General features: G+C 61.3%; 11 protein-coding genes. 6 read left to right on the top strand and 5 right to left on the bottom strand.

The window, feature by feature from the left end; all coding sequences use genetic code 11:
• The first annotated feature begins 183 nt into the window (after positions 1 to 183).
• From ACQY6C_RS09910 to ACQY6C_RS09895, 4 genes are all read left to right on the top strand, one after another.
• Positions 184 to 1,755, top strand: coding sequence for an aldehyde dehydrogenase (NADP(+)) (locus tag ACQY6C_RS09910; RefSeq protein WP_427968291.1), 1,572 nt, complete (start codon positions 184 to 186; stop codon positions 1,753 to 1,755).
• 98 nt (positions 1,756 to 1,853) lie between these two features.
• On the top strand, positions 1,854 to 3,284 hold the full coding sequence (locus tag ACQY6C_RS09905; RefSeq protein ID WP_427968289.1) for a sugar porter family MFS transporter: 1,431 nt from the start codon (positions 1,854 to 1,856) through the stop codon (positions 3,282 to 3,284).
• An 80-nt stretch (positions 3,285 to 3,364) separates the two neighbouring features.
• Entirely contained in the window at positions 3,365 to 4,888 is a 1,524-nt protein-coding gene (locus ACQY6C_RS09900; RefSeq protein WP_427968287.1) for a tryptophan halogenase family protein, read from the top strand.
• On the top strand, positions 4,885 to 6,351 hold the full coding sequence (locus ACQY6C_RS09895; RefSeq protein ID WP_427968285.1) for a tryptophan 7-halogenase: 1,467 nt from the start codon (positions 4,885 to 4,887) through the stop codon (positions 6,349 to 6,351). Before ACQY6C_RS09900 ends, ACQY6C_RS09895 begins: the two co-directional genes overlap by 4 nt.
• Positions 6,352 to 6,366: 15 nt before the next feature.
• Here the strand turns inward: ACQY6C_RS09895 and ACQY6C_RS09890 are convergent, their stop codons facing one another.
• Complete coding sequence (locus tag ACQY6C_RS09890; RefSeq protein WP_427968284.1) at positions 6,367 to 7,899, bottom strand: tryptophan halogenase family protein; 1,533 nt, start codon at positions 7,897 to 7,899, stop codon at positions 6,367 to 6,369.
• A complete protein-coding gene (locus ACQY6C_RS09885) occupies positions 7,896 to 9,452 on the bottom strand; it encodes a tryptophan halogenase family protein (protein ID WP_427968282.1) in 1,557 nt (518 codons plus the stop codon). The genes ACQY6C_RS09890 and ACQY6C_RS09885 overlap by 4 nt, the downstream gene beginning before the upstream one ends.
• Before the next feature lie 199 nt (positions 9,453 to 9,651).
• Here ACQY6C_RS09885 and ACQY6C_RS09880 point away from each other — a divergent pair, with 199 nt between their 5' ends.
• On the top strand, positions 9,652 to 12,954 hold the full coding sequence (locus tag ACQY6C_RS09880; protein ID WP_427968280.1) for a TonB-dependent receptor: 3,303 nt from the start codon (positions 9,652 to 9,654) through the stop codon (positions 12,952 to 12,954).
• A gap of 154 nt (positions 12,955 to 13,108) precedes the next feature.
• Here ACQY6C_RS09880 and ACQY6C_RS09875 read toward each other — a convergent pair whose 3' ends face one another.
• From ACQY6C_RS09875 to ACQY6C_RS09865, 3 genes are read right to left on the bottom strand one after another with little or no spacing between them, the layout of a single operon-like run.
• A complete protein-coding gene (locus tag ACQY6C_RS09875; RefSeq protein WP_427968278.1) occupies positions 13,109 to 14,278 on the bottom strand; it encodes an endo-1,4-beta-xylanase in 1,170 nt (389 codons plus the stop codon).
• Positions 14,275 to 16,689, bottom strand: coding sequence for a glycoside hydrolase family 3 N-terminal domain-containing protein (locus ACQY6C_RS09870; RefSeq protein ID WP_427968276.1), 2,415 nt, complete (start codon positions 16,687 to 16,689; stop codon positions 14,275 to 14,277). The genes ACQY6C_RS09875 and ACQY6C_RS09870 overlap by 4 nt, the downstream gene beginning before the upstream one ends.
• Positions 16,686 to 19,100: a glycoside hydrolase family 3 N-terminal domain-containing protein gene (locus tag ACQY6C_RS09865; protein WP_427968274.1), complete on the bottom strand. Its 2,415-nt coding sequence runs from the start codon at positions 19,098 to 19,100 to the stop codon at positions 16,686 to 16,688. The genes ACQY6C_RS09870 and ACQY6C_RS09865 overlap by 4 nt, the downstream gene beginning before the upstream one ends.
• A gap of 57 nt (positions 19,101 to 19,157) precedes the next feature.
• Here ACQY6C_RS09865 and ACQY6C_RS09860 point away from each other — a divergent pair, with 57 nt between their 5' ends.
• Positions 19,158 to 21,257 carry an alpha-glucuronidase gene (locus ACQY6C_RS09860; RefSeq protein ID WP_427968272.1) on the top strand — a complete coding sequence of 700 codons (2,100 nt, stop codon included), beginning with the start codon at positions 19,158 to 19,160 and terminating at the stop codon, positions 21,255 to 21,257.
• The last annotated feature ends 26 nt before the right edge of the window (positions 21,258 to 21,283 follow it).

Here is a 21,283-nt window from a genome sequence, read left to right as displayed (position 1 = left end):
ACGGGTTGAATTTTCTGCGCGGTTGAAGCGCGTGTACCACTTGTAGAAAATTCGCGGATTCGCCGGTCGATCTCGCCGGTTGACTTGCGTGGCTCGATGCGACCACATCGACCGGGCTTGACGCTATGTGATCGCGATGTGATGATAGCGCTACCAAAAAGCGATGGAGGTTTGGAAGTTCCCATGACATTCGACGGCAGCATCATTGTCGGTGCAGATTGTATCAAGACCGAAGCGACGTTTGCTGCGTTCGATCCGGCAGCCAATGCCGAGTTGCCAATTCGCTTTTCGGAGGCAAATACCGAGCATGTCGCACAGGCCTGTGCTCTCGCTGCCGAGGCCAGTGAACCGTTCGCGTCGCTGCAGCCGGGCGCGCGCGCCGATTTTCTCGAATCGGTAGCCGCAGCGATCGAATCGATCGGTGATCTGCTGATCGAGACGGCGATGAGCGAATCGGGCTTGCCGCAGGCGCGCCTGATGGGCGAGCGTGGCAGGACCTGTGGCCAACTGCGCCTGTTCGCCAGCGAAGTGCGCGCGGGCTACTGGCTGGATGTAACTATCGACGAAGCTTTGCCCGATCGCGAACCGCTTCCGCGGCCCGATGTGCGGCGTGCAAACAAGGCGCTTGGGCCGGTCGCTGTGTTCGGCGCATCGAATTTTCCGCTGGCGTTCTCGGTTGCAGGCGGTGACACCGCCAGCGCCCTCGCAGCGGGTTGCCCGGTTGTGGTGAAAGGCCATCCCGCGCACCCAGGCACGGGTGAACTGGTGGCCCGTGCGATTCAGTCCGCGGTCGAGTCCAGCGGGCTACCCGAAGGGGTGTTCTCCTATCTTCCCGGCACGACCAAGGAACTTGGCGGCGCGTTGGTCGCCGATCCGCGCATCAAGGCGGTTGGCTTCACAGGCTCGCGTGCGGGCGGTCTTGCGCTCGCCGAAATCGCGGCGAATCGCGAAGAACCGATCCCGGTCTATGCCGAGATGAGTGCAATCAATCCTGTCGTCCTGCTCCCCGGCGCTTTGGCGGATCGCGGAGCGGGCATCGGCAAGGATTTCATCGGATCGCTGACCATGGGCGCCGGGCAGTTCTGCACCAATCCTGGCCTGGTCGTCGCGATAGAAGGTGAGGGGCTGGACGAGTTCCTTGCGGCCGCGAGTGACGCGATTGCGGAAAGCGCTGCGCAGGTCATGCTGACGCCAGGCATCTGTGCTGCCTATGGCGCCGGAGTCGGCGCGTTGCAGGGCAATGCGTCGGTCCGCGAAGTGGGGCGGGGCAGCAGCGGCGGCGATAATAGCTGTCAGGCTGCGCTGTTCGAAGTCGATGCGGAAGCCTTCCTCGCTGACGCGAGCCTCGGCGCAGAGGTCTTCGGCAGCTCTTCGCTGGTCGTGCGCTGTGCAAGCGCAGGGGCTATGCGCCGCGTCATCCAGAGCCTCGAAGGGCAGCTGACCGGAACTATCCATATGACGGACGAGGATTCCGAATTGGCAGCCAGCGTCGTCGAGGCACTGAGCGCCAGGGTCGGGCGCGTGTTGGTGAACGGATGGCCGACCGGCGTCGAGGTTTGCCACGCAATGGTCCACGGTGGGCCGTTCCCTGCGACCAGCGATTCGCGGACAACATCTGTCGGCACGCTTGCCATGATGCGCTTCGTGCGGCCGGTCTGCTACCAGAACATGCCGGATCGCTTGCGGCCTGCGGCACTGCAAGACGCGAACCCATGGGGTCTGCCGCGCCGTGTCAATGGTGACTGGAAATCTTGAGGGAATCCGCAAAGGCACGGATGAAGTTGCCAGCCAGCGGTTTGGGGTATAGGTAGCGCTAACATTCTGGCGTGGCCGGGAATCGGGAGAGGGAAGAAATGGATACTTCGCGTAGCAGCGTGAACATGGCGCTGATCAGCGCGATCGTTGCCGTGGCGACGATCGGCGGGCTGCTGTTCGGTTATGACAGTGGCGCGGTGAACGGGACGCAGGGCGGCCTTGTCGAGGCCTTCGACCTAAGCCCGGCCAAGCTCGGCTTTACTGTCGGATCGCTGCTCATCGGTTGTGCGGTCGGTGCGTTCTTCGCCGGCAGGCTCGCCGACGTAATCGGGCGTAAACGCGTGATGATCGTGGCGGCGCTGCTGTTCGTGATCGGTGCGCTGATACAAGGCACGACCGGCGATCACACCTTCTTCGTACTCGCGCGATTCTCGGGCGGCATGGCGGTCGGCGCGGCGAGCGTGCTGTCCCCGCTCTACATTTCCGAAGTGGCACCGGCCCACATCCGCGGGCGCCTCACGACCGTTCAGCAGGTGATGATCATATCGGGCCTTACGGCCGCGTTCGTGGTCAACTATTTCGTGGCTCGCGCTGCGGGGGACTCGCTCGGCATAATCGCGGGCGTCAAGGCATGGCGCTGGATGTATCTGGCCCAGGCCGTGCCTGCCGCGGTCTTCCTGGTATCGCTGTTCTTCATTCCGGAGAGCCCGCGCTTCCTCGTAGCGAAGGGACGCATTGCAGAGGCCAAGGGTGTCCTGACGCGCCTGTTCGGGGAAGAGACGGCGACCCGCAAGATCGGCGAGATCGAAGCGAGCTTCTCGTCGGAACATCGTCCGCGCCTGTCCGACGTGACGGCGCCTGGCACGGGTTTCCGGCCCATCGTCTGGGCGGGCCTGCTGCTGGCCACGTTCCAGCAGTTCGTCGGCATTAACATCATCTTTTATTATGGCGAGACGCTGTGGAAGCTCGCAGGCGTTTCCGAATCGGTCGCGCTTGAACGCAACATCATCTCCGGCGTCGTATCGATCGCGGCGGTGTTCGTGACGATCATGGTGATCGACAAGATCGGGCGGAAGCCGCTCCTGATGATCGGTTCGGTCGGCATGGCGGTAACGCTTGGCGCGATGACCTGGGCCTTCAGCGGCGCAGGGCAGGATGCGGCGGGCAATCTGCAGCTTGCCGAAACACCAGGTTACGTCGCACTGGTGTCAGCCAATCTCTATGTCATCTTCTTCAACGTCAGTTGGGGGCCGGTGATGTGGGTGATGCTGGGCGAGATGTTCCCCAACCAGATCCGCGGATCCGCGCTGGCTGTGGCCGGTCTGGCCCAGTGGACAGCCAATTATGCGGTTGTGCAGAGCTTTCCCTGGATGGCGGAAAACCTTGGCCTTGCCAGCACCTATGCCTTCTACACGGCCAGTGCCGTTATCAGCTTCTTCCTGGTCAAGCGTTTCATCAATGAAACGAAGGGCAAGGAGCTGGAGGAAATGGAGGGCTGGGATGCCCCGTCTGCCAGCAACGCGGCGTGACTTCACGGCGCACGTAAGCTAGCCGTGACCGGGTAAGAAGGCGAACCAGCGCCATCCATGCCGGAGCTTGCGGGAATTGCATGAGTGATGATCTAGCCGATCCGATCCGTGTCGTCGTTCTTGGCGGCGGCACGGCGGGCTGGATGACCGCGGCTGCACTTGCCCGCAAACTGGCTGGTCAATGCACGGTTGAACTCGTTGAAAGCGAAGACATCGGGATCGTCGGCGTAGGCGAGGCGACGCTTCCGCACATACGCAGCTTCGTCGAGAGCCTCGGCATCGACGAGGCCGCTTTCATGAAGGCCACCCACGCGACCTACAAGCTGGGCATCGACTTCCGCGATTTCGGCCGGATCGGCGAAGGTTACATTCACCCCTTCGGCTCTTTCGGTGAAGAGGTCGCCGGGGTCGGCTTCCATCATTGGTGGCTCGAATTGCATCGCCAGGGCATGGTGAGTGGGCTGGGTGACTATTCGCTGGCAGTCGCCGCGGCCGTAGCGAACAAGTTTAAGCCGCCCGCAATGGATGACAGTCTCGCCTCCAGCTATGGCTATGCCTATCAGTTCGATGCGACCCTGTTCGGCCCCTTCATGCGCGAGTTCTCGCTCAAGGCAGGGGTAACGCGCACCGAAGGACTGGTTGTCTCTGTCGAGCGCGATCCCGAAAGCGGCAATGTCACGGCATTGTGCCTGAAGGGTGGCAGAAGGATTGAAGGCGACCTGTTCGTCGACTGTTCGGGCTTCCGCTCGTTGCTGCTTGGCGATGCGCTTGAGGAGGAATGGGAAGACTGGAGCCATTGGCTGCCATGCGACCGTGCCGCCGCGATGCCCTGCACCCATGCCAGCGCAGATCTGCGTCCTTACACTATAGCCACCGCCATGCCCGCCGGTTGGCGCTGGCAGATCCCGCTGCAGCACCGCATGGGCAATGGCTATGTCTTTTCCAGCGCCTTCCTTTCCGAAGACGAGGCTTGCGAAGCGATCCGCAATGCTGCCGAAGGCGAGCCGCTGGCCGATCCGCGCGTGTTGCGCTTCCGGGCCGGCCGCCGGAAGAAGAGCTGGCAGCGCAACGTCATCGCGATCGGGCTTTCGAGCGGGTTCCTCGAGCCGCTTGAATCGACTTCGATCTATCTGGCGCAAATGGCCGTCACCTATCTGCTGGAACTCTTCCCCGAAGCATCCGGCATCGATGCGCGGGACCGGGACGAGTTCAACCGGCTGGTCGATCTGGAATATGATCGCGTTCGCGATTTCCTGATCCTGCATTATCACGCCACCACGCGCGACGATTCGGACTTCTGGAATCATGCGCGGACGATGGAGATTCCCGATACGCTCGCCGGGAAGATGGAGCTCTGGCGCCAGACGGGCCGGGTCGAGAAATATTCGGAGGGCCTGTTCTACGATGCAAGCTGGATCGCAGTCTATGTGGGGCAGGGCGTCCTTCCCGAACGGCACGATCCCCGAACTGCCTTGCCTGAGCCGGAGCGGATTGCGCGGGCCATGGAAAATCTGCGTGGCGCCATAGATGCAGAGGTTGAGGCCATGCCCGGCCATGCGGACTTTCTCAACGCCGAAGCGGCCCGGCTGGCGGACCCAGTATGAGCGAGGCGCGCGCATCCGTTACCCGGATCGCCGTGCTGGGCGATGGGCAACTCGGTTCGCTGGCAGCGATTGCCCTGAAGCGCGCCGCGCCACGAGCCGATGTTGTGATCATCGGCCTGCCGCCCGATCCCGCCGCCTGGTGCGACCGCATCGGAGGCGCTTTGCCTTTCGGTAACCGGCTGCATGACCGGCTTGGAATATCGGAAGCAAATATTGTCGCGCGCGCATCGGGCAGCCACCGTCTCATCACGCGTTATATCGGCTGGGGCGAGCAGACGGGCGATGGTCGTCCGCCTGAAGGCATGGCGGCATATGGCGCTGCGGTCGATGCAACGCTGAAGACGGCTTTCGCGCGTGGTTGGGGCGGCGGTCCGCGCACAGACGCCAGCTCTGCGGTTCCCGGCTCGCTGGGCGAAGTGCTGGCGCTCGCAGGCCGCTTTTGCCCGCCTGACGAAGAAGCGCATTCGCCTCTGGCCGAGCTCGATTATGCGATGCGTTGGAATGTCCCCGCCTTTCACACGCTGTTGGTCGAGGCGGCGCAGAAACTCGGTATCTGCCACGCAGTTGCAGAGAATTGCGAACCGCAGCTTGGACATAGCGGCCTGGTGGAAGCGCTGCTGCTGCCTGGCGGTGAGCGGATCGAAGCGGATCTGTACGTCGATTGCAGCGGGAGCGGGGCGCGGCTCTGGTCGCGGATGCCCGGTGCGCGCCAGATCGACTGGAGCAATCGCCTGCCGATCCGGCAGATTTTCGTGCCGCCGCCCAACCAGCCGATCATCGCGCTGGAAGACCGCGTGACATTGCTGCCTTTTGGCTGGATCTGGCAGGCTGCGGGACGGGACGGATTGCAGCCGCTCTTCGCAACAGCGGGAAATCTTGAGGCGGCGCAGGCCGCGCAGGTGCTGCAGACACAGTCGCTCGACATCGTGCCGCTGGCACCGGGCAGGGCGGAGGAACCCTGGCGCGGCAATGTCGTGGCGCTGGGCGATGCGGCGGCACGTTTCGAGCCGCTTGGTCCGCTCAATCTCGATCTTGCCCAGCGTCAGCTCGACCTGCTCATCGAACTCCTGCCAGGCAAGGTGATCGATCCGCTTGAGCGGGCGGAGTTCAATCGCCGTGCCGGCCTGATGGCCGATCGCGCCTGCGACACGCTCGATGCGCATTATCTGAGTGCTTCCGGTCGTGGCGCATTTCCGGGAGTGGAACCGAGCGCGACGTTGGCTACCGCTCTCGACCAGTTCGAGCGGCGCGGGCGCTTGCCATTCTGGGAAGAGGCACCCCTGCTGGGGCAGGAGTTCAACTCCCTGCTGGTCGCATTGGGTTTCGAGCGTGGGGCCGGGGCGCTGGGCCGCGCTGCCGACCCGCAACAGGCTCAGGCCGCTGCCCAGGCATTCGAGCGCAAGGCGCGGGCCGCGCTCGACTATGCGCCGCCCTATGCCGATTGGTTGCGATCGGCGGGATAATGGGTGGCAGAGGCCTTACGCCCCTGCCTTTGCCATTTGCTCGATCGCGCTGCCCTGCTCTTGCAAGAACCTCTCCTGCTCGGGCATTTGCGATACCGCGCTGGCGACGACCTGGCGGATATGTTGCAACCGTTGCAGCACTTCATCATCGGGAAGAAGCTGTGCGGCTGGGTGGTAGCCACACGGCTCGACGCCTTGCCCGACCATCACCGATAGCCAACTCGTTTCCGTGAAAAGTTCGTTGTGTTCACGCAGGACGCGGCCCGATGAACGGAACATCTCCATCTTCTCGACCAGGCTGTCAGGCAGATCGAGGTTCCGGCAATAGCGCCAGAACTCGGTGTCCTCGCGTTCGGTGGCGGCGTAGTGCAGGATCAGGAAGTCGCGGATGTCCACATAGTCCTGCACGTGCTGGGCGTTGAACCGCGCAATCTCGCGCTCGCTGAAAGCACGCGTCGGGAAATAGGCCATCAAGCGGGCGATCCCTGCCTGGACGAGGTGGATCGCGGTCGATTCCAGCGGTTCGAGGAAGCCGTTCGCGAGTCCGAGCGCGATGACGTTCTTCTCCCACGCACGCGTGCGATGCCCACCGGTAAAGCGAATATGGTTGGGGTCGGCGAGCGGTTTGCCGTCCAGATTGGCGAGGAGGATGTCGGTCGCTTCGTCAGCGCTCATATGTGCGGACGAATAGACATGCCCGTTGCCGATGCGGTGTTGGAGTGGAATGCGCCATTGCCAGCCGGCGGGCCGCGCGGTCGAGCGAGTCAGCGGTTCGCGGTCGCCGCCGCTTTCGCATGGGATGGCGACGGCCCGGTCGCATGGCAACCAGCGGGTCCAGTCCTCGAACCCGACGCCGAGCGTCTGCCCGAGCAGCAGGGCGCGGAAGCCCGAGCAGTCGATGAAGAGATCACCTTCGATCGCCTCGCCGCTTTCGAGCCGGATGGAGGATATGAAGCCGCTTTCGCCATCCTGGATGACATCGACGACTTTGCCTTCCGTGCGTGTGACGCCCTGGGCTTCGGAACGTTTTCGCAGATATGCTGCGTAGCGCGATGCATCGAACTGGAAGGCATAACCCAGGCGGGACAGGGGAGATTTGGGATCCGGCTGGGGCCAGTAGAACTTGCCTGCCTTGCCCGACATGGCGGAAATCGAATAGGCGTCCAGCGGTGTCGTGTCGCCCAGCTTCTGGCCCCGCAGCCAGAAGTGGTGGAACTCGATGCCGAGCATGTCGATGCCGTAATGGCCGAAGGGATGGACATAGCGGCTGCCCGGCTTGCTCCAGTCGACGAACTCGATGCCGAGCTTGTAGGTCGCATGCGTCTCGCGCACGAACTCGTTTTCGTCGATCTCCAGCATCTGGTTGAACGCCGTGATCTGCGGGATCGTCGCTTCGCCTACGCCAACCGTTCCAATGGCTTCGCTTTCCACGAGCCGAATCGAGAGGCCCGGAAAACCCCCCATGATCTTCGACAGGGCCGCCGCCGCCATCCAGCCGGCCGTGCCGCCGCCTACAATGACGATCCGTTCGATTGCTTCCCCGTTCATGCTTGCGCCACCGTCACGAATTTTGCACCACCGCGCTCCGCAGCCCATGCGCCGGTTCGGCGGAGAAACTCCTCCTGTGTGGGCAATGCATCGGCAGTGGCGCGATAGCCTTCGCGCATCTGCTTCATCGCGATGGCGACCTTGTCTTCATCCAGAGTGTCGGCGATCGGATCATGACGCGCGGGCCATTTATTCTGCCCAAGCATCACGGCGACCCAGCTTGGCAGCGCGAAGAGCTCCGCGTTCTCGCGGAAGACCCGTCCATGAAGCTCCCACAATGCCATCTTGTGAGCGAGCGAATCCGGCACTTCCATTGCTGCCATCTCGCGCCAGAACGGCGTATCGTCGCGCTGGGTCGCCTTGTAGTGGAGGATGATGAAATCGCGCACATCCTCATAGGTGGCACGCATGCCGCGATTATATTCGTCTCGCTCCAATGGGCTGATCTGCCTGTCGGGAAATAGTGCTGAAAGCCGTGCGATTCCGTTCTGGATCAGGTGGATCGCCGTCGATTCGAGCGGCTCGATGAAGCCGGACGAGAGGCCCAGCGCAACGACGTTATGCGACCATGCGACGTCTCGCATTCCGGTCTTGAAGCGAATCAGGCGCGGGTCGGTCAGAACCTTGCCCGGGACGTTCTCGAGCAGGATTCGCTCGGCCTCATCGGCATCGCAAAATGCACTGCAGAAGACGTGACCGTTGCCGGTTCTGTGCTGCAGCGGGATGCGCCATTGCCAGCCTGCCCCATGCGCTGTCGAACGCGTGAATGGAGCAGGCGTCTCGGCATTTTCGGACTGCATGGCGACCGCCCCGTCCATCGGCAGCCAATGGCTCCAGTCTTCGACTCCGACGCCCAGGGCATCGCCGATCAGCAGCGCGCGAAATCCTGAGCAGTCGATGAAGAGGTCGCCCGCAATCTTCTCGCCGCTTTCGACTTCGACCGAGACGACATTGCCGCTCTCACTGTCCTGATGAACCTGGATGATCTTGCCTTCGCGCCGGATGGTTCCCTGCTTCTCGGCAAGGCGGCGCAGGAACTGGGCGTAGAGCCCGGCATCGAAGTGATAGGCATATCTGATCTGCGAGACAGCCGAACGGGCATCGGCGCGCGGTCGGCCGAATCGGGATCCAGCGGCCGCGACAGAACACATGGAATATTCGGAGATCGGTCCGGCATCAGGGTTGCGTGCCCGCTCGCGCAGGTAGAGCTGATGGAAGGCGATTCCATGCAAATCCTCGCCGAAGTCACCGAAAGGATGGAAATAGCGATCGCCAATGGCGCCCCAGTTCACAAATTCGATTCCGAGCTTGTAGGTGCCATTGGTCTCGCGCAGGAAAGTGTCTTCGTCGATGTCCAGCATACGGTTGAAGTTGGCGATCGGCGGAATGGTCGCTTCGCCCACGCCGATAGTCCCGATGGCATCCGATTCGACCAGCGTAATGCGCCTGCGCCCGTCGTTGAAATAGCGTGACAAGGCGGCGGCGCACATCCAGCCGGCGGTACCTCCACCAACGATCACAACATTTTCGATAGCGTTATCAGTATTCCGCATCTCGGAAAATTCCTCTCCTCGCGTCACTGCGCGATTTCACGTCCACGGTGCACTGAAACCACCCTCTTGCCAAGTGGTGGCGCGAACGATATGCATGGTCTCCTAAAAGGATTAAGCGCACGCAGTTATTTGGTAGCGCTAACATGGGGAGGATTGATCTGTGGTCAAACGCACAACGTATGTCTGCAAGGATTCATGTATGAGTCCGGCAAAACGGACGATGCTGCGAACTGGTGCTTCACTGCTAGCGCTTGGGGGCGTACTCGTATCGGCTCAGGCCCTTGCGCAGGATGATGCGGGGTCGGACGATTCCGCCGATACGCTCAATACAACCGAAAATGTCATTGTCGTTTCCGGCATCCGGCAGTCGCTGGAAAATGCGCAGAACATCAAGCGCGACTCTGACACGGTTGTTGACGCTATCACGGCTGAAGACATTGGCGCGCTGCCCGATCGGTCGGTGACTGAAGCGCTGCAGCGTGTACCAGGTGTCGCGATCAATCGCTTTGCAGGTTCGAACGATCCGGATCACTTCTCCAACGAAGGTTCGGGCGTTGTTGTTCGCGGCCTCAATTTTGTCCGCTCCGAGTTCAACGGTCGTACTGCTTTCGTTGCCGGTGTCGGCGGGCAGGCGCTCAATTTTGCAGACGTGCCTTCCGAACTGCTCGGCTCGGTCATTATTTCCAAGAACTCAACTGCAGACATGATCGAAGGCGGGTTGGCTGGTACGGTCAATCTCAACACCCGCAAGCCGTTCGACAAGCGTGGTTTCCACGTCGCATTTAGCGCTGAAGCCAATTACGGCGATTTCCGCAAGGAATGGTCGCCAACCTTCTCCGGCTTGATCAGCAACACATGGGATACGGATATCGGCACCTTCGGTCTGCTGGTCAGCGGGTCCTATTCGAAGCTCAAGAGCCGCGCCGATGGCCTGCATATCGCCAACTACCAGACGCGTGATAACACGGAAGTGATTGCCGCCAATACGTCGGACACGATCGTCTGCCGCAACTCGCTGCCATCCGACAGCGATACAATGACCCTTCCAGCAGGCGGTTCGGCTTGCGGTACGCCAGAGACTGCTGGAGCCGATGGATTTGCCGACTTTGCGAGTTCGCTTGTCGCACCGGTCGGCGGCCAGTTCCGCAGGCAGGAATATGATCGCAAGCGTGACGGTCTTGCCGTTTCCGCCCAGTTCGAATCGGTCGATCAGCGTACGCTGATCACGGCAGAGTTCATCCGTTCGCATGCCACCGCCGCTTGGGGAGAGCGCACTTTCGAAACCGGTCCTGACCTTGCCGAATACAACACTTTCCCGGTCGGATGCCTTCAGAACGATGCCGGTCCGGATGCTTCACCGATCGCTATGTGTCCGGTGGGTGACTTCGAGAATTACACCTACGACGCAAATGGCCTCTTCCAGTCAGGCTACATCGTGAACACCGGTAATGGCTGGCGTGGCGATCCCGGGGCATCCCCTTATGTTCCGATCGGTGGTATCCAGCAATCTCTGGCGCGCCGTCAGGTGAAGGACGAAACAACCAACGAAGATTACAGCCTTCATATGCGCAGTGAGCTGACCGACCGGCTTACGATCAATCTTGATGCGCAATATGCCAAATCGCGCAAACAGAACCTCGACTTCAGCGTCTTCGGTTCGACCTTTGCCGACAGCGAGCTCGACATCAGCGGGAAGTATCCTGAAGTCATCCCGCACAAACCGCAATATCTGGGATATACTTGGTCGACGCCTGACGCTGCTTTGGTCAATGCCACTGACGCCGAGTATTTCTCCGACCCACGGTTCCAGTTCTGGCGGGCAGCGATGGATCACATCGAGGATAGCACCGGAACGCAGTATGCCTTTGCTGGCGACCTCGATTACGAATTCGATGACGATTCTTTCATCCGGAAAATCAAAGTCGGCGCACGCTATCAGGACCGCTCGCAAACCGTCCGCTACACGACCTACAACTGGGGCATGTTGAGTGAGACATGGTCGGGCAGTCGGCCAGTCAATTTTGACGATACGTCGGGTGACGGCCTGCAATCGCGTTACGACTTTCCGAACTTCTTCCGCGGACAGGCAGCCGCTCCTCCGGGAGCCTATTATTACTCCGGCGACTTGATCAATGATTATGACGAGTCTGTCGCCTATTTCCAGTCGATCCAGAATCAGGCCATTGCGCTGGGCGCATCCCCGACCTGGAATCCGCTCGCTGCCCGTGGTGGCGCAATCAGCGGTACACCTTATCTGCCTGAAGACATCCAGCCGATCACCCAGCAGGACTGGGCAACCTATCTCAAATTGTCCTTCGGAAGCGACGATCTGTTTGGTGGTGTGCGTATGTCCGGCAATGTCGGATTGCGATACGTCAATTCCGACGTCACTTCCCAGGGCAGCATCGGTGTTCCCAGCCAGGGCGCGTTGAACATCACCGATACCTATGACGTTCGCTGCGCGCTGATTCCGCCTCCGGAGGGCGCGCCTCCTGGTACCCAGCCTAGTGCCCCTGGCGGTGTGTGTTTGCTCGGACAGGCGGGGTATGAAGCACTACAGACATGGGCCGGAGCCGGAGCGACCAACTATGATGTCGCGCGCAAGAGCTATCACTATCTCCTGCCTAGCATGAACCTCAAGTTCGGCCTGTCCGATGACCTGATCTTGCGCCTGGCTGCATCGAAGGTGCTCTCGCGCCCGGATAATGCCTATCTTCGCAACTTCCTGAATATCGGGTTGGGCGCTACGGGCGGCAATCTCACAGCTTCGGCTGGCAATCCGTTCCTCAATCCGGCGACGGCCTGGCAGTTTGACGCCAGCGCGGAATGGTATTTTGCACGGGTCGGTTCGTTGACCTTCAATGCCTTCTACAAGAGCGTGAAGGGCTTCTTCTATCAACAGGTTACCTCGCGCGACATTGTCAGCAACGGTGTAACCGAAACCGTGTCGATCCGCGGGCCGGCCAATTATGACGGTACCGGGAAGATCAAGGGGTTCGAGGTTGCTTATCAGCAGACATACGAGTTCCTGCCTCAGCCGTTCGATGGGCTGGGTCTCTCCGCCAACTACACCTATCTCAAGAGCAGCGGGCTTCCGAATACGTTCCTGAATGGTGGCGGTCTGCCGAACACATCGACCGTGCCTCCCGGCAATTTGCCGCTGGAGCAATTGTCCAAACACAATTTCAATGCGACGATCTTCTACGAGAAGGGCCCGATCTCGATGCGTGCCGCCTACAACTGGCGATCACGCTTCCTGCTGACGGCTTCGGACGTCATCTTCCCCTATTACTCGATCTTCAACGAGCCGACGGGGCAGCTTGACGCATCGCTCTTCTTCAACGTGATGGATGGGCTCAAGGTCGGTGTGCAGGGCGTGAACCTGCTCAACGAAGTGACCAAGACGACCCAGGCCTATACCGGGGATCCGAAAGATCTTGCCCCTAGGTCCTACTTCATGAACGACCGCAGATTCTCCTTCATCATCCGCGGCCAGTTCTAGATAACGGGACCTGAAGGGTCGCTGCCGCCGTCCCGGTTATCCGGGGCGGCGGTTTGGCGTTTGGGCCTGCTCACGGGCCTGATTCATGGGCCAGAATCGCGCGAGCGCAGCCCGGACAATGCCCGGACTGCGCTTGCTGGATTGTGAAGTGAGTTCAGGCAGCCGCGGTGAAGCTGGCGGCAAGTGCGTTCCGCATCGGCTTCGGCTCAAAGTCCGAGCCATAGGGGCATCCGCGTACTTCCAGCCCGTCGTCTCGAGGGGCGAAGCCCTGGAGCCAATTGTACTTGTCGACCATGCCCCAGGCGAGAATGTCGCCCAACTCGTCATAGTCGAGCATCAGGTCGAAATAGCGGCGCGTAAAGTCGGCCACCTTCGTGTCGCGCACACCGATGTCGCCTGGTAGCGCCTTGTCCTTCACGTCGAACTCGGTGATGACAAGCTTGTAGCCCATGGCGACGGCTTCATCGAGAAAGCGTTGCCATTCGCGTTCTGCATACGGGCCGACGCCGGTCGCGGGATCGATCGCGAACATCTCGATATGCGACTGGATGCCCAGGGCATCGACGGGCGTTCCCCGCTTGCGAAACCCTTCAAGGAGCCGCAGCACGTCGTTGCAGTGGGCTTTGTGCTGGGGTTCCCAGCTCATATAGTCATTGTAAACCAGCTGCTTGCCGGGCAGCGCTTCGCGAGCGGTATGGAATGCCAGGTCCAGCACCGCTTCCGGGCTTCCCATCGCGCGGCTGAGGCTGGTCTCCAGCGTTCCATGGCTATCGTGGTCGATCGCTTCGTTGACGACATCCCATGAGGAAATCTCGTCGCGATAGCGCGCAGCGACCGTGCGAATATGTTCGGTCACCAGCCGCTCCGCTTCCCGCACCGGGTTTGCCCCGAAATCATAGTCGTTCAGCCACTTGGGGAACCATTTCGGGCGGTGCCAGAGCAGCGTGTGCCCGCGCATCGCAAGGCCGTGCTGGCGCGCCCAGCGCACGATGCCATCCATGGCCTTGAAATCATAGACATCGGGAGCAGGGCGCAGGCGCTGCCACTTCATTTCGTTTTCGGGAACGACGATGCCGCATTCCGCCAGCACCAGCTCCGTATAAAGCGGGTTCTGGACCGATCCGGAATCCCGATTTCGGGTGTTCCATGAAATTGCACTGCCAAAGCGCCGACCGGTACCCTGCGCCAATGCGTCCAGGCTGGGGCCCTGCGTCAAGGCCGGGCTTGCGGGGATGGCCGAGCCGGCCGGTATGCAGCCTGCCAGCGGCGTGGCCGCAATGCCGCCAAGTAGAGTGCGGCGGCTGGCCCGCAGTTCGGTTGTCACAGATTGGACTCCATCATCGCGTCGACTGCTTCGTCGACGATTTCGAATTGAACGGAATTCAGGCTCGCGCTGCTGCTGCCGATATGAACCTCGACCGGTCCCGGTTCATTGGTCTCGCGCATCGTTCGATCCCATATTGCGAGATTGGCGGGCGTGAGGGTGAAGCGCAGTGTCTTCGATTCTCCCGGTTCAAGCGTCACCCGCTCGAATCCCTTGAGAAGCAGTACGGGCTGGCTCACGGAAACATCGGTGCGGGTGATGTAGAGTTGCACGACTTCGTCGCCCTTGCGGTTCCCCGTGTTGGACACCGAAGTGGTCACTTCGATGCTGTCATCCACACCGATCTTGCTTGCCGAAAGCACAGGCGCTGCGATGTCGAATGTGGTGTAGCTCAAGCCGAAGCCAAAGGGGAAAAGCGGGGTCTTGTCCGCAAACAGATAACCGCGCCTCGCGCTCGGCTTGTGATTGTAGAATAGCGGGACCTGCCCGGATTCGCGCACGACGCTGACAGGCAATTTTGCCCCGGGATTGTTGATGCCGAACAGCGTTTCCGCCACGGCGGTTCCGCCTTCCTGGCCGGGATACCAGCATTCGAGCAGCGCGTCGGCCTGTTCCACAACCAGCGGCCAGCTCGGCGGGCGACCATTGATTGCGCAGACCACCAATGGCTTGCCGAGCTTGCGGAGCGCAGAAAACAGCGCGTTCTGCTCGCCCACCAGATCCACATCGGTCCGGTCGCCCAGGTGATTGCGGGCAAAGCCTTCGCGGCTGGTTTGCTCGGTATCCCCGATCGCCAGAATGATAGTGTCGGCGGTCCTGGCTACCTCCACCGCTTCATCGATCAGCGAGAAGTTGCGATCGCGGGGCGCAAGTTCAACCTCATCGACGGACCGATCTTCGCTGGTGGTTATGAAGACGCCCTGTGCGGTCACGAAGTCCACCTGTGGCGCAACCGCGCGGAGCCCCTCTATCAGGCTGACGGCACGTTTGGGTACGCTTGAGTAGCCGCCCAGCCTCGCTATCGCATGGTTTGGACCGATCACCGCGACCCGGCCTGCCGACTTCGTGTCGAGCGGCAGCGCTCCGTTGTTCGTAAGCAGGCACATGCTGCGCCGCGCGGCGTCCAGCGCAAGCGCGCGCGCTTCGGCATTGCCGGTGATAGCCCGCGTCTTTTCCCAATCGCCGTAAGGATTCTCGAACAATCCTGCGCGGAACTTGAATGTCAGCATTCGCGCACAAGCCTGGTTGATCAGCTCGACGGGGATGGCTCCCGCTTTTACCTGTTCTGCCAGGTCCGCGAAGGTCCTGCCGTCGGGAAGCTCGCTATCGACGCCGGCTTCAAGTGCCTGACGCGCTGCATCGGCGCTGTCTGTGGCGACGTAATGGAGGCTGGCAAGCTCGCGCACCGCGCCATAATCGCTCGCAATAATCCCGTCGAAACCCCATTCGCCGCGCAGCACATCGGTCAGCAACCAGCGGTTGGCGTGGCTGGGGACGCCATCGATTTCGTTATAGCTCGGCATGACCGCGCCGACCGAGGTACGCCGCACGATCTCACGGAATGGCGGGAAGAAGTTTTCGCGCAGGTCGCGCTCGCCAAATTGCGCAGGCGCAATGTTATTGCCGGATTCGGGCTGCCCGTGGCCGGTCATATGCTTGAGCGTGGCGAAAACCTTGCCAGGGGCAAGGCGTTCGAACTTGCCGGGGCCTTGCAGCCCTTCGACGGCCGCGACGCCCATTTCCGCCACGAGATAGGGGTCTTCGCCCCAGGTTTCCTCGATCCGGCCCCAGCGCGGGTCACGGACGATGTCCACGACGGGTGAAAGGACATAGGGTACGCCGCGCGCGCGCACTTCGCGCGCAATGACCGACTGGACGCGACGCATCAGATCTGTGTCGAAACTGCCGGCAAGTGCGATGGCCTGCGGGAACATGGTCGCTTCGGTTGCCATGTAGCCGTGAAGCGATTCCTCATGGACCAGAACGGGGATGCCCAGCCTGGTCTCTTCCAAGGCCCACTTCTGCAGCGCATTGATGAAGGCGACGGTCTGCTCCGGCGTCCGCCAGCGGGCAGCGGTTCCGCCCGCAGCGCCCGTTATGCCCGGCACACCACGCTTGTCGGATGGGCGCGCAACATGGCCGATACCGTCTGGAAATGCTGCCGAGGCTTTGCGCGCGTTGAACGCTAGATCGTCGATCATTTCCGCTTTCTGCGCCCAGGCAGTGCGGATCTGTGCGACCTTCTCGTCCAGCGTCATGCGTGACATCAGGTCCTCGACGCGCGCAGCGATCGGGGCTGCAGGATCGCGGTAGATCGGACCCGACTTTGCGAAGGCAAGCGGTGACTGGGCCGTTGCCAGTGCTGCCAGGCTGCCTCCACCCAGCAAGCGCAAGGCGCCGCGCCGGTTCATGGCGCGACCGTAAGCGTTACGGACTGCACATCGCGCGAGTTGGGGCCAGCCATCAAGGTAAAGCTTCCCGGCTCGGTCACGAATTTCATGTCACGGTTCCAGAAGGAGAAAGCCTCGGGCCGGATATCGACTTCGACCATTCGCGTTTCGCCGGGCTTCAGTGTGACGCGTTTGAAACCGGCGAGTTCCTTCACTGGCCGCGTGACCGAGCTGATCTCGTCGCGGAGATAGACCTGCACGACCTCGTCACCCGTCATCTTGCCCTTGTTGCTGACCGGAACGCGCACGGTCACGCCGTCACCGGGACGGATCGTCTCGGCGGAAAGGGATGGAGCTCCAAAGTCGAAGCTGGTGTAGGAAAGGCCGTATCCAAACGGATAGAGCGGCGAGACATCGGAGAAGAGATAGCCCCGGTGCGCGCTCGGCTTGTAATTGTAGAACACCGGCAGTTGGCCAACTTCGCGCGCCACCGTTACCGGAAGTTTGCCGCCCGGATTGGTCCGCCCGAACAGGGCATCGGCTATGGCATTGCCCTGCTGTTCGCCGGCATACCAGGTTTCCAGCACTGCATCGGCGCCTTCGGCAATGGCAGGGTAACTCGGCGGGCGGCCATTCACCAGCACCGCTACGATCGGCTTGCCAAGCTGCTTCAATGCCTGGAACAACTCGTTCTGCTGACCGACCAGATCAAGGCTGTCGCGATCGCCTAGGTGGTTGTCGGCCCATCCTTCGCGGCTGGTCTGTTCGGTGTCGCCGATGAACAGCAGGATCGTGTCCGCGCCTTTTGCCGCTTCGACCGCTTCGGCGATCATCCGGCGGTTCTTGGCAGGATCGGCGAGTTCGACTTCGTCGACCCACCAATCGTCATCCAGTGTGATCTCCACGCCCGGCGAATAGACGAGATTGGCCTTGCTTCCGGCCAACGCGCGAATCCCTTCAAGCGGGCTGACGGTCTTGCGCGGGATTCCGTAATATCCGCCCAGTCGCGCAACCGCGGCATTGGGGCCAATCACGGCGATCGTCGGCTTCGTGCCATCAGCAGGCAGGTTCAGCGGCAGGACGCCTTCGTTCTTGAGCAGGATAAGCGATTGGTCGGCTGCCTTGCGCGCAAGCGCGATTCCGGCCGGTCCGTCAGACGAAAGGGCGGGGCCGAGATCAGTGACAAAGGGTTGCTCGAAAAGTCCGGCGTCGAATTTCATGGTCAGGACACGGCGCACTGCATCGTCGATGGCCGCCTGCGATACTTTGCCATCCTTCACTTGCTGCAGCAGAGTGGAAAAGGAAACGCCATCGGGGAAATCGATATCGATTCCGGCACGCAGGGCCATCCGTGCCGCTTCGGGGATGTCAGCGGCAATGCGGTGCCGCGAGACCATCTCCTCGATTGCGAAATAGTCTGAAACCAGCGCTCCCTTGTAGGCCCATTCGCCACGCAGAACGTCTTGCAGCAACCAGACGTTCGAATGGCTGGGGATGCCGTCGATCTCGTTATAGCTCGCCATGACCGATGCGATTGCTGTGCGGTCGACCACTTGCTTGAACGGCGGGAAGAACATTTCGCGCAGGGTGCGCTCGCCCAAAGGTGCCGGGCCGATATTGGTGCCGCTTTCGGGCTGGCCGTGGCCGGTCATATGCTTGAGCGTTGCCATGACCTGGCCTGCGCCCAGCTTCGGATCCTTGCCCTTGCCCTGCAAGCCTTCAACTGCCGCAACGCCCATTTCGCCGACAAGAAAGGGATCTTCGCCGAAGGTTTCCTCGATCCGCCCCCAGCGTGGGTCGCGAGCGACATCCACCACCGGGGAGAGCACATGGAACACGCCGCGCGAGCGCACTTCGCCAGCGATCAGATCGTTGATCTCGCGGACGAGGTCGGGATTCCAGGTCGAGGCGAGGCCGATCGGCATGGGGAAGCTCGTCGCGTCGCGCGCGGCCAGACCGTGCAGCGATTCCTCGTGGAACATGATCGGAATGCCAAGGCGCGTATTTTCGCGCGCCCATTTCTGCATTGCGTTCACATAGGCGACGCTTTCCTCGATCGAACGTGGCGCCAGTTCACGCGGGCTTCCGGGGCCCTTCTTATCCGATGGACGGGTGTAGAAACCGATGCCATTGGGGAACTTCGCCTGTGCCTTGGCCGGATCGAAGGTAAAATCGTCGCGCTGGATTTCGGGCTTCTCGTTCCAGATGCTGTTCATCTGGGCGATCTTCTCTTCCAGAGTCATGCGCGAGAGGAGGTCAGCTACCCGCTGCTCGACGGGCAGGTTTGCGTTCCAATAGGGTGCATCTGCCATCGGCCTTGCAGCCGTGACTTCGGAAGCGGGAACCGTTTGCGCGGCGACTTGCAGGCCCGGTGCGGCCATTGCCAGCATTGCTGCACCAGTGGCCAAAGCGAGGCTCAATCTTACCTTCATTTGTGACATCTCTCTCTCATGCGGCTTGACTGATCGCCGCTTTGTGGTAGCGCTACCATGATGAGAGAGAGGTGTCTTGTCAACCGGATTGCGGCAACGTGCTGTTTGCTGGTTTCGGCATTCTGGCTGACGCCTGCCGCAAGTGCCGAGGATGGCTATGATCTTTGGTTGCGCCACGCCCCGCTGACAGGAGAATCCGGGCAGGCGCTGCGGGATTTGGCCCCTGTAATCACTTCCGTTTCCGGCCAGAGCGATGGGCCGGGCGCAAAGCTCGCATATGCCGAATTGCAGCGAAGCCTTGCCTCACTCGGTGCAAGTGAGGCCAATGCGGGCGAGGCCACGCGGGCATCGATCGTCTTGCAATGCGGCCATTCCAATGGCGCGGATCGCGAGGCATTTCGAATCGTTCCCGAGCAGCGGGGCCTGCGCATCGTGTCACCGGGTCAGGCTGGCTGCCTCTATGGAGCCTTCGCGCTGCTGCGGGAAATTTCGCAAGGCAAGCCGCTCATGTCCGTCGCGCTTGACGAGCACCCGGCGATGCCGCTTCGCATGCTCAATCACTGGGATGATCCTGACGGTCATGTCGAGCGCGGCTACGCCGGTAGGTCGATCTTCGATTGGTGGCACCTGCCGGAACTGCTCGATCAGCGAATGATCGACTACGCGCGGGCCAATGCGTCGATCGGGATCAACGCGGTGGTCGTAAACAACGTCAACGCCAGCCCGCTCTTTCTCACCGATCGCTATTTGCCCAAGCTGAAGCGTCTGGCCGATGCCTGGCGGCCTTATGGTATCCGTCTGTTCGTTTCTGCACGCTTCAGTGCACCGCGCGATATTGGCGGGCTCGACACGGCCGATCCGCTCGATCCACACGTCCGGAACTGGTGGAAAGCCAGGGCTGATTCGATCTACGCTGAAATTCCGGACTTCGGGGGATTCCTGGTCAAGGCCAATTCCGAAGGACAGCCGGGACCGCAGGACTATGGCCGCACCCATGCCGACGGGGCGAACATGCTTGCCGCCGCCCTGAGTGACAGAGGGACGGTGATCTGGCGTGCCTTCGTCTATTCCGCCGAGGACGAAACCGACCGCGCCAAACAGGCCTATGCCGAATTCGAACCGCTCGATGGAAAGTTCGCGCCCAATGTCATCCTCCAGATCAAGAACGGGCCGTTAGATTTCCAGCCGCGCGAACCCTTCCATCCACTGTTTGGCGCGATGCCCGGCACCCGCAAGATGCTGGAGGTGCAGGCAACCAAGGAATATCTCGGCTTTGCGAGCCATCTCGCCTTCCTTGGCCCGATGTGGACAGAAGCCCTGCAAGCGGACACCGGTGCTCGAGGCAATGTTGCGGATTCCGTCGCCAGTGGCGGCATGGCCGGCGTCGCCAACATCGGATCTGACCGCAACTGGACCGGTTCGATCTTCGACCAGGCCAATTGGTATGCTTTCGGGCGGCTGGCATGGGATCCCGCCCTTGGAAGCGAAGAGATCGCACGCGAGTGGGCGGTACAGACGTTTTCGGTCGACCCGCAATTCCTTTCCGTCGTGGTTCCGATGATGCTTGAGAGCCGGCAAGCGGTCGTCGATTACATGACACCCATGGGTCTGGCGCATCTGATGGGCACGGACCATCACTATGGGCCTGCACCCTGGGTTTGTGACCTGGAACGGCCAGAGTGGAACCCGTGCTATTATCACCGCGCCGACAAGTCGGGGATCGGCTTCGACCGGACGGCAACGGGTAGCAATGCGCTCTCGCAATATGCTCCGGCAATTGCGAAAGCCTGGATCGATCCGCACGCGATGGACGAGGATTATCTGCTCTGGTTTCATCATGTCGCCTGGGACTTTGAAACGCAGTCGGGTCGAACACTCTGGCACGAATTGGTCAGTCGGTATGACCGCGGCGTGGCAGCTGCCGAGAAGTTGCGGGAAGAGTGGAATTCGCTTGAGCAATTTGTCGATCCTGAGCGTTTCGCGGCCGAACGGGCATTGCTCGCGATCCAGGTGAAGGAAGCGATCTGGTGGCGCGATGCGTCCATCGCATATTGGCAATCGATCAACGGATTGGATCTACCGGCGGGGGCCCGTCCACCCGCTCACGATCTTGCCTATTACAAGGCTTTGTCTTTCCCGGAGGCACCCGGCCAATGAGCGTACTTGTTACATTCCGGCAGGGT

The sequence above is a fragment of the Altererythrobacter sp. genome (assembly GCF_050299635.1).
In the GTDB taxonomy this organism is placed as follows: domain Bacteria; phylum Pseudomonadota; class Alphaproteobacteria; order Sphingomonadales; family Sphingomonadaceae; genus Erythrobacter.
Note: the sequence above shows the minus strand (reverse complement) of the source record. Positions and strands in the feature narration are given on the sequence as shown.